This window comes from Neptunomonas sp. (assembly GCF_016744175.1).
In the GTDB taxonomy this organism is placed as follows: domain Bacteria; phylum Pseudomonadota; class Gammaproteobacteria; order Pseudomonadales; family Balneatricaceae; genus Neptunomonas.
The window spans coordinates 1-10427 of the sequence record NZ_JADGEV010000073.1; the positions used below are offsets into that span (position 1 = coordinate 1).

The following is a 10427-nucleotide window of genomic DNA, read 5'->3' on the forward strand; positions in this document are numbered from 1 at the left end:
ACATACGGTGAGTTCTTGCTCTTGTTCATTTGCCATTTGCATAAAACGACAGGCTGCGGATAGTCCAGCTGGCCCAGCGCCTACGATGACAACATCAAACTCCATCGATTCGCGTTCCACGGTTTGTTTCTCCCTCAGTTGTTTTATGTATCAGGTTTCCAAGCGGAGACCATTATTTTTTATTAGAAATACATTATAAGTAAAAACCCGTACAATTATAAACTGCTTTTTGACTAATCTAGACCTTAGGTTAAGGCTGATGTCTTGAATAAATGATAAATATCGTTAATATAGGGGAATGTACCTATGTGTTTGTGAAGGCTCGTAAGTGCTTATCTTTGGATTGAAGGGTAGCGGGCATGAACGATTGAAAAGTAATTGTAGACATAAGCAAAGATGAAGAAGCCCTTATTTTTCAAGTGGCAGAATATGGGCTGGTTGCAGATTTTTTCGATGCTGTTCCACAGTTTAAACAGCAGCTCTAGTTTCCCTCTGGTTAAGCCTGACATGGCCTTACCGTTTTTGTGCGCTAAGTGCGCACTTTTTTCTTGCTTGTAGTCCGGTTTGTCCGGATTCTTTGCCCGGCTTGTCCGGGTTTTTTTATATAATAGACTGGCCGTCAGAAGGCGGCCAGTTTTGTAATATACTCTTAAGCAGCGTTGCTTTCAGACCCTTCAGGGTGTGTAGCAATAAAATGTGATAGTACTTTTTTAAGTACTTCAGCATGTTCTGTATTACCTACTTTTTCAGCATGATTAATATCATCGATAATGATTTTTTTAATCATGTGCTCTCCCTCATGGCAGCATAGGTATTGGCCGATAGCCAATGCAATGATTGGGTCAACATGCTCATGCTCAGCAATCGCTGATACTTCGTCTTGTGTTACATCACACATCGCTAGGCATTCTTCGTAAGTTAACATGGTGTATCCTCCATCGTTGATCGGTTGGTAGCGAGTGAGTCTCTTTACTCGCCCTCTGTAAGACAACATTAGTATATTCTGATAGAGAGAGACTGATCTATAATACTAAGGGTATTTATATTCATGAAAAGGAAAGGTCTATGTTCAGGGTTTCATGTTGCGGGCGCTAAATAAAATGCAAAAACCTAACTTATCTGTTTGATAAATAATAGTTTATCTTTTTGTTGCGAAGGTGTTTTATGATTTTAGAATTAGACTTAATGAGTATGAACTCTGTTTACCATGTATTGACACAGATCATAATACCCAGACCAATTGCATGGATATTAACTGAGCATGACGATGGGCAATATAACTTAGCACCATTTTCCTACTTTTCAGCTGTATGCAGTGACCCTCCCATTATGATGATTTCGTTGGGCAAAAAACCAGATGGATCAGAAAAAGATACTTACACAAATGTGTTAGAGCGCAAAAACTTTATCATTCATATAGCAGGAGAAGATTTGGCTGAGTCGGTAACAAAAAGTTCGACTGTATTAGATAAGAATCAATCCGAAGTTGATTTATGTGGGTTAAAGACCGCCCATGTGGATGGTTTTGCGTTACCGCGAGTGGTGGGCCCAAAAATAGCGATGTCTTGTAGTTTCTATGAAGAGAAAAGTATGGGTAATAGCGGGCAGCATTTGATCTTTGGATTGATTGAAAAGGTTTGGTTGGATGACTCTGTCGTAGCGGTTAGTGAGAATGGCCGAATAAATATCAATGCTACTGCGGTTGAGCCTATCGGCCGTCTCGGAGGAAGTGAATACACGACTTTTGGAAAGGTTCTGAACATCCCAAGACCTGGCTAATATGAGTATTTAACTTCTTCAATCAATGTATTGAGTTTTTACATGACCTCTATAGCTGATTACTGCAGATATGAGCGAATCAGCTATAGTTAATTTGAGAGCATATTCATGAAGATTTATGTAGAAAAGTGAGTAGTACATTTGTCCTTATATGTTAAGTGGCTAGATTTAGTGTGTCGGATGGTACCAGACACTAGAAGTGCAATCTTGAAATACACAGAAGATGGAGAGGATGTTTATGTAAGCTGGCCAACACTAAGTAAGCAAGATAAGCAATTGCTGGATAGCTTAACGTTTGCCGAAGCAAAAGGCTCGCTGGTGACTCTGTACTCAGGATCTACATTGACAGTCGTTTCTCCTGTTGAGGTTTCAGCTAATGAAGTGGCTACGTTAGCGTTATCAATCCATGTAAAAGCGGAGGCTGTTGAACCCATAAAACGACTAATCAACTGGGCTATATGTTGGTTGTCGGAACTCATGCAATCGTCATCGTTGAATAACAATCAAGCGTTGCAAGAAAAGAATCATGAAATTTTACAGCATTTCCTATCTGCTCCTGAGCAACAAAGTTTACTTAACGCAACGGCTGAATATTTAGCTAAACGTCATTCTCTAACTGTGTGTAAATTGGTGATGCATTCTAATGAACATGTATTGTCCAGTTCATATGGCGCAGATTTGCCTTCATTAGATGGTTTGTTGTTTGGTGTTAATAAACAATTATTACAAGGGCTCTCAGCTGGTGGTCTTCATGAGATAGATTGTGTGCCTGACGTAGCGGCGCATTTAGAGAAACATAGTAAAGCGAATAGCGGTAGTATTTTAGTGGTGCGTGTTCATGATATGCAGTTAAGTATAATTCTCTCTTTTGACAAAGTATGTGAAGAAAACAACAGAGCAACAAATGATATTAAAAATATACTGGAGCAGTGTTGCTCTTTTTTACTAGTGGCAGAAAATATACCATTGAATAGTGGTAGAGCTAGAAAAAATTATATTGAGTTACTTCATAAACCAAACATAAAAAATCTAAAGGCTTATTGTATAGCGTTCTTGGTGATAATAGCTGTATTTTTAATTCCTGTAGATTACAACATACCTGTATCCACGATAATAGAAGGTAAAATTCAAAAGTCGATAGTGTCACCTTTTGATGGCTTCGTTAAATCAACTACATTAAAGGCCGGTGATGTTGTTAGCGAGGGTGATGTTATTGCTGAATTAGATAGTCAGCAATTAACGCTTGATGTAATTCAGGTCAGTGGCTTATATCAAGAGTATGAGAAAGGTTATCGCAAAGCACTCGCTAATCGCGAATACGGTAGTGTTAATGTATTTCAAGCAAAACTAAAACAGGCTAAAGCAAACATTGATCAAATTAAGTTGAAACTTGATAAAACTAAAATAACATCACCGATTTCCGGAATGATTATTTTAGGTGACTTAAGTCGTGATATAGGTGCGCCAGTAGCAACAGGGGACCTTTTGTTTCAAGTGGCACCACTAAATCAGTATCGTGCTATGTTGAAGGTGAAAGAAGCCGATATTCGCTTTATAAAAGAGGGGCAGCTAGGGCTTCTTAAATTGGCTGCACTTCCTAGTTCTACTTTTGATATTTCAGTATTAAAACCATCCCCGTTATTTTCTGAAGAGAATGGGAAAATAGTCTATTTAGCGGAAGCAAAATTACCGGAGGCTACTTTAAGCCCTTTGCGACCAGGCATGGAGGGGGTTGCTCGAATAAATGTGGGTAGTTATTCATTAGCTTGGGTTTTATCGCATCATCTAATTGATTGGCTACGTATTACGGTCTGGAAGCTTTGGCTGTGATGGCATCTATTGATAATAAAGGTGGTGTAGGTTCTTTAATGGGTACTGTGCTGCAGCTGGATGTACAGATGACACATGTTGAGCAACATACATCTGAAGGTACTTGGTACCTAATTACAGACGCTAAACAGGTGCATTACTTTCGTTGTAATAAAAAGGCTTGGGATTTTATAAATTTATTTGATGGTCATAAAACCCTATCAGAAGTAATTCATGAAACAGTTTTTAATGTGGATGATGAGGCAGCAGACAGAGAAGAGTTAGATTCGGTCATTGCTCAGTTGCTAAGTATGGGGGTTTTGTACAGAAATGAAAATAAATTAGAGAAAAAGCATTGGGTTGAAAAACTAAAACAACCCATGGCGATTAAAGTTCCATTGTTTAATCCTGATATGATACTAAATCAATTATCTAAACTTGGTTGCATATTATTTAATAGATACTTTTTCACTCTTTATATTCTTCTTTTTTTCTATAGCGTGGCATTAATTCCGCTAAATGAAAGTGATATTAGTTTCCATTGGAGTACACGTTTTTTTGATCCGCTGAATATTCTTTGTATGCTTATTATATATCCAGTGTTGAAAATATTTCATGAATTTGGTCATGGTGTCTCTCTTAAATACTTCGGGGGGCAAGCAAAAGAGTGCGGTATTGTTTTTCTTGTGCTGATTCCTTTGCCATATATAGAAGCATCATCAAGCTACCTCTTTCCTGAAAAATATAAAAGAGTGATCGTTGGCCTGTCGGGCATGTTAGTTGAGTTGTTTGTAGCAATGATTGCATGGTTGTCATGGTGTGCTATTGACAATGTTGGATTATTCTCAGATATTCTCTTTGATATTGTCTTTATTGGTGGTTTTTCTACACTGGTATTTAATATTAATCCACTCATGAAGTTTGATGGGTATTATATTCTTTCAGATGTTCTTTCTATTTATAATTTAAATAGTCGTTCTAGATCGTTAATCGGAAGCTTATTCAAAAAATATATTCTTGGAATAGAAGGTTTTACTAGTTATATCGCCAGATACGAATATAAATGGCTACTTATTTATGGTTTTTTAGCTATTCCCTATAGGCTTTTTATTAGTATATTTATTGCGCTATATTTGAGTACGAAGTTTTTTGTCTTTGGGGTTTTGTTAGCTGCGTGGGTTGTTGTTCAGCAAATGTTATTGCCTCTTGTTAGGGGAGTATATAGTACTTATAAAATAGCAAAGGTGGAAAAAAAGAAAAAGCGTTTTACAAGTGTTATTTTAGGGTTATTTGTCATTGCTTTTGTATTTGGGGTGGCTCTGAAATTTCAATATAGTTTTTCCACAACAGGAATTGTTTTTTTAAATGAATCTCAACAATTAAGAGCAAATCAGGACGGCTTCATTAGCGAAGTATACGTGCGTAATGGAGACAGAGTTCTAGAAGGGCAGAAACTAATTGAGATAGATAACCCGAGTTTACTAAATGCAGTGTTTGCCCTAAAGGCAGATATTGAAGAGTTAACCGCTCGTTATGATCAAGTTCGGGCTAAAGATTTACTCGCCGCAGCCGATCTGTTTGATCAACGAAAGGGGGTGATGTTAGAACTATCTGAAGCACGAGAGCAGAAAGATAAATTGACACTTGTTGCGATGGGTGAAGGTGTGTTCGTTAATTCAAGGTTAGAAGATTTTCAAGGAGGTTATGTAAGGAGAGGAGATGTTATTGGTTTCCTCCATGATAAGGCGCCTGCAGTGGTTACCGGCATCGTTGATCAGATGGATATAGATAAAATTCGTCAGCAGCTATCTCATATTTCAGTCATGTTTGTCTCTAACCCTGGTGTTGTTTATCGTGGTGAGGTGCGCAGTATTGTACCTGCCGCGAGCGACCAGCTTCCTTCACGTTATTTAGGAAGCCTTGAGGGGGGGGATATTGCAGTAGACGGCAGTGATCGTCGTGGCACTACAGCAGTGCGTAACCACTTTGTAATTCAAGTAACGGTTCCTCAAATAAATAAGATGATGCATAAGCCAGCAACCGCTCAGTTGAAATTTGTGTTTCACGAGCGCAGTCTTTTGAGCAGGTTTTCTACGTGGTTAAAAGTGAACTGGTTACGCAATTTTAGTGATTTTCACTAAAATCAGACTATGCTTATTTAATAGGTAACTTATTGGTTTAGACGAAAATTAAAAAAGGTTTATGAATGAAGGTACGCTTTGTAGTCCACATGGTGTTGGCGGCTTGTTTTTCTAGTTTATCCCATGCAGAAACCATTTTTCCTGCTGTTGATTGCGTTATTATTCCGAGCAAAACGGTAGATATCAGTGCTGCTGTCCCTGGCGTTATTAAAACGCTTTTTGTAGAACGTAGCGAAGAGGTACATAAAGGGCAGCTTTTATCAGAGTTGGATTCCCGAGTTGAGCAGGCTAACGTTGAGCTATCTCGTGTTCGTTCTAAAATGAGTGCTGAAATATCTGCTGAGGAAGTCAACCTAAAATATGACAAGCTGCAAAGCCGTCGAGTTAATAATTTAAAACAGAAAAACTTAACGTCAGCTCAAAATAAAGATGAAGCAGCGCGTCTTGAAAAAGTGACGTACTGGCGCCTTAAGCAGGCCAAGGATACCTTGAAGACGCGTCAACTTGAACTTGCCAGAGCTATTGCGCAACTTGAAGAAACAAAAGTCTACTCAACTCTGGATGGTGTTGTTGCTCAGGTTTATAAAGCGGAAGGTGAGTATATCGAAGATCAACCCATTATGCGCTTAGTGCAATTAAACCCATTGCATGTTGAAGCTGTGCTGCCTATGGAGCATTACGGATCAGTGCAAAAAAGGATGATTGGTGGCGTATTTTCTGAAGTTGATCCTAATAATGAGTTGCAAGCCAATGTGATCATTATTGACCCCGTAGGTGATACCGCAAGTGGGACCTTTGGGGTAAGGCTTACCATGGATAATCCTGAGAATAAGATTCCTGCAGGCATGAAGTGTGTTTTAAAGCTTAAATCAAATATGTTAAATGCGGATGAGGCTTTACAGAGCACTCCTAAAAATGGGGCATCAGCATCTGATCAAAAAGTGGATTTAACGAATGCTTTTTCCTTTGGTCCATTTGACAATGAATCAGCTGCGTTTCGTACAGAGCAAATGCTTAGAAATAAAGGATATGCTTTTGAGCGGCGGGATGAGAGCGTAAGTCAGGTTAAAGGATACTTGGTGCTTTTAGCTAATGATTATCAAAAATCGGCTCATCAATTGATGTCAGAATTTAAGCGTTCTGATGTAAGCGGCATGATGCTTTTGCCTCGTAGAAGCTATGATGGGCGTTTGTCCTTTGGTGCCTATGATGGAGCAAAAATGGCAGCGCTTCGACAGCAGAACCTATCAGAAAAAGGCATTAGAAGTGAGGTGGTATCTCGTTATTCAGATAAGCCACGTATCTGGCTTGATGTCACTGACATAACAGAACAGCATAAAATGGCGGTGTTGAAAAAAATAAGGGAAATTTAAAAGGGTAAGGAAATGTTGAAAGCATAGTTACGATGTTTTTCGTAGGAAAGAAGGATACAACGATGGGAAACGCAGATCGCATTTGGAAAAAGAAAACCATGGCGGTGTCTTACCTTCTGGAACCTTTAGAACCAAGAATAATGTTGTCTGCTGATCCATTTGGGGCGGCGGAAACGGCTGTTGATCTGTTAATTACTGATCCTAAAATATATGAATATGAAGCCCTCCCTTTCCTCCAGGTTCCTACTGAAACGGCTTTTTCTGAATTAGATATAGACTCCGTTACAGCACTTTTTTCTCAGGACTCATCTGCGACAGCTGCCGGGCTTTCTTCGGGTTACTCTGATTTACAGTTACAACCGTTGGATGGCGAGCTGATAGGGCCGCTATTCAACGAAGATGTTAGCGTTCAATTAGTGATTGTTGATGCCGGCGTGAGCAATCAAGAGCAATTGCTTTCGCAAATAATTCCGCATAGCTCTTCTGTGAGCTATCAAGTTCATTACCTAGACGCTAATAGCGATGGATTGCAGCAAGTTACTGATGTGCTTAACCAATATGATCAAGTGGATGCTCTTCATCTTATTTCTCATGGTACTAGCCAGGGTGTACAGCTCGGTAATACCTTTATTGATAATGAAAGCCTGATAGAAAAAGCCGAACTTGTGTCTACATGGACCAATAACTTTGCAAAAAATGCCGATGTGTTGCTCTATGGCTGTGATGTTTCAGCTACGGATGCTGGCAATAGTTTTGCTCAAACACTGCAGCATTTAACAGGTGCAGATGTTGCTGCCAGTGATGATAAAACAGGTGCTTCCTCATTAGGCGGCGATTGGCAGTTAGAGTCTCACTTCGGTGAAATAGAGACGGTGACGTTAACAGATGTATCAGTTCAACAGTGGCTATCGACATTGGCATTACCGTCTGCAGGTTTTTTGTTTGCTACTGATGATGTTTCATCGCCCAGTGGTGCCAATGGTTTGGATAGCTGGCTAGGGAGTGATTTAGTGAGTTTGGCTGATCCTGGCTTAACATTAGGCGCTACTTCAAATGGAACTCTCGGCCTTTTTCAGAACTTATCAACGCTAGCGCAAGATGGCACTTTAAATATTGATGGGTTTCATTTTGTCATGTCAAATATTTCATTGGGGAGCGGCGCTGCTTCAATTGATCTTTTGCAGGGCGATTTACTGTTTTCTACAGATCAAAATGAGACGATGGGCGGTGTAAGTATTGCTGAGAGTGACGTTGTTCTTTTTAGACCAACAACACCGGGTGATTATTCTACTGGCACAACACAAATCTTAATTGATGACTTAACAACAACAGGGACTGATCTAGAAGACTTTGCTCTAGTGGAAGCGCCTATGTTGGTGGCAGGGGGGGCCTCGCTCGATATAGGCGATATTATTTACAATGCAGGCTCGGTATTATTTGATCAAAATATTTATTCAGTCTCTATAAGCGCTGTCGGAGAAGGTACCACTGTAAAAGGCGCGCCTAATACGCTGGTTGATGGAAACTCAATTAGTGTTACAGGTGCAATAGGTGCGATTGAACTTGTCAATTATACACATACGGTAGGGGGAGAAAATCTAACACAAGGGGAGTTGCTCGTTTCCTTTGAAAGCGACCAAACTAATGTTGGGAATACGCCCGTTCCGTCAGTATCAAAGAATGATATTGTTACATTATCAGGGCCTAACTCGACAAATATAGAAGTGAATGTTGTATTTGAAGGCAGCGATATTGGTTTAGATAGCCAAGCCGAAGCATTACAAGCAATGGCTTTAATTCCTGATGATTTTAGTCCGGTTATTGCTAACAATAGCTTAGATGTCGACCAAGGCGAAGTGGTAACGTTATCCTCTTCTGATCTACTTGCCTCCGATATTGATTCAGCAGATGGGTTACTCACCTTTAATGTGAGTGATGTGCAAAATGGTCATTTTGCATTGGCCTCTGATACCGCAAGTTCTATAAATAGCTTTACTCAAGATAAGATTGGCACTAATGAAATAGTCTTTGTTCATGAGGGAGGAGAGCTTGCTTCCTCTTACAAAGTGGCTGTTTCAGATGGTGTTCATAGCTCAGTCCCGAGTAGTGCGGCAATCTCTTTTTCTAGTACACCTACCGGCACCTTATGGCTAGGTATTCGTGGAGATGAAGGAACATCTAATGGAATCCCCGGGTTAAATGGTAGCAGTATCAGTAAAGGTGATATTTTACAGCAAAGAGATCCCAATTTTGCTATGGGAGCAGGGACAACTGACGGAACTTTTAGCACAGCGTTTGATATGAGTCTTTTCTCTTCGCAAGATGAAACAGTAGGTTTTCATTATATAAGCAGCAACATTACGGTAGGAGGGACAAACAGTGTCTCTTTGCAAGCAGGTGATGTGTTGCTGAGCAGTAAAAATAGTATGACCCTCAACAGTAATGGCGCTTCACCGCCTGGTTCAGTCACTATGGAGCGAGGTGACATTTACTATTTTCGACCAGATTCAGTAGGCGATTACACAACAGGTAATTTTTATCTGTTGGTGGATGATCTATTAGGAAGTAATACCGAAGTAAGAGCCATCTCTTTGGTTGAACGCGATGTATTAGTAGGTGATTACACGTTACAAGCAGGAGACCTCTTGTTTAGCCGTGCGGGTGGATCTGAAGATAACGATATTCGTTTTTTAAGAACATCTGGGATTGATTTATCGGTAAGTGGAGATTTTCCCGGGGAAACGCACAAGTTAATTGAGGGTGATAATGCGGGAATTGATCTAGACAGACAGGTATTTGGGTTAGATGTTCTTGAATCTGATCTCACTATTGGAGGACAAAGTCATAGTGCAGGTACGTTACTGATCTCTCTAAAAGATGATGACTCTGATCTTGGCAATACATCGGTTAGTGTTACAAGAAATGATGTGATTGCTCTTGATGTTACACAAACAACGCTGGGTAGTGGCTCAACTCAGGCGCAAGCCAGTATTTTATTTGATGGTAGTGACGTTGGTTTTGGCTCAGGAAATGAAACATTGGACGGCTTTAGTTTAAGCTTCGATCATGCTGCTGCTAATGTTGCGCCGGTAATAACAACTAATAATTTTACGTTAAGTGAAGATGTTACCACAACGATCACCAGTGGTATGTTAGCTGGCACAGATGTGGATGATGTAGATTCTGGTCTAGTGTTTAATATTAGTCTAGTAACGGGTGGCCAGTTTGAGCTAGCGAGTAACCTAGGCGTAGCTGTTACCTCCTTTACACAGAACCAAATTGCACTAGCCGATGTGGTCTTTGTCGATAATGGAGATGAAACGGC

At 39.9% G+C, this 10427-nt stretch carries 7 protein-coding genes and 1 pseudogene; 6 read left to right on the forward strand and 2 right to left on the reverse strand.

Going from position 1 to position 10427, the window contains the following annotated elements; translation table 11 throughout:
* Positions 1-350 precede the first annotated feature (350 nt).
* Positions 351-485, forward strand: a pseudogene (locus tag QZZ55_RS19155) (electron transfer flavoprotein subunit alpha/FixB family protein); the annotation flags it as partial.
* A gap of 164 nt (positions 486-649) precedes the next feature.
* On the opposite strand, the gene QZZ55_RS19160 reads toward QZZ55_RS19155, so the two are convergent.
* Positions 650-925 carry a hypothetical protein gene (locus tag QZZ55_RS19160; RefSeq protein ID WP_293269029.1) on the reverse strand — a complete coding sequence of 92 codons (276 nt, stop codon included), beginning with the start codon at positions 923-925 and terminating at the stop codon, positions 650-652.
* 239 nt (positions 926-1164) lie between these two features.
* Between QZZ55_RS19160 and QZZ55_RS19165 the strand changes: the two genes are divergently transcribed.
* Positions 1165-1779 (forward strand): flavin reductase family protein, encoded by a 615-nt coding sequence (locus QZZ55_RS19165; protein WP_293269030.1) that lies wholly within the window; start codon positions 1165-1167, stop codon positions 1777-1779.
* A 236-nt stretch (positions 1780-2015) separates the two neighbouring features.
* On the opposite strand, the gene QZZ55_RS19170 is transcribed toward QZZ55_RS19165, so the two are convergent.
* Complete coding sequence (locus QZZ55_RS19170) at positions 2016-2258, reverse strand: hypothetical protein (RefSeq protein ID WP_293269031.1); 243 nt, start codon at positions 2256-2258, stop codon at positions 2016-2018.
* A gap of 13 nt (positions 2259-2271) precedes the next feature.
* Here QZZ55_RS19170 and QZZ55_RS19175 point away from each other — a divergent pair, with 13 nt between their 5' ends.
* The 4 genes from QZZ55_RS19175 to QZZ55_RS19190 form a co-directional block, all read left to right on the forward strand.
* Positions 2272-3609, forward strand: coding sequence for an HlyD family efflux transporter periplasmic adaptor subunit (locus QZZ55_RS19175; RefSeq protein ID WP_293269032.1), 1338 nt, complete (start codon positions 2272-2274; stop codon positions 3607-3609).
* Positions 3610-3740: 131 nt separating this feature from the next.
* Entirely contained in the window at positions 3741-5729 is a 1989-nt protein-coding gene (locus QZZ55_RS19180; RefSeq protein ID WP_293269033.1) for an efflux RND transporter periplasmic adaptor subunit, read from the forward strand.
* 65 nt (positions 5730-5794) lie between these two features.
* Positions 5795-7102, forward strand: a complete 1308-nt coding sequence (locus tag QZZ55_RS19185) for an efflux RND transporter periplasmic adaptor subunit (RefSeq protein WP_293269034.1) — start codon at positions 5795-5797, stop codon at positions 7100-7102.
* Between the two features lie 62 nt (positions 7103-7164).
* Positions 7165-10427 (forward strand): DUF4347 domain-containing protein (locus QZZ55_RS19190; RefSeq protein ID WP_293269035.1); only part of this gene is annotated, 3263 nt, incomplete at its 3' end.

What these genes read in the sequence shown, in the direction of transcription:
- QZZ55_RS19160 (WP_293269029.1), bottom strand. Translation starts at nt 925, where the DNA reads ATGTTAACTTACGAAGAATGCCTAGCGATGTGTGATGTAACACAAGAC.
- QZZ55_RS19170 (WP_293269031.1), bottom strand. Translation starts at nt 2,258, where the DNA reads ATGAGTTCCGACAACCAACATATAGCCCAGTTGATTAGTCGTTTTATG.
- QZZ55_RS19185 (WP_293269034.1), top strand. Translation starts at nt 5,795, where the DNA reads ATGAAGGTACGCTTTGTAGTCCACATGGTGTTGGCGGCTTGTTTTTCT.
- QZZ55_RS19165 (WP_293269030.1), top strand. Translation starts at nt 1,165, where the DNA reads ATGATTTTAGAATTAGACTTAATGAGTATGAACTCTGTTTACCATGTA.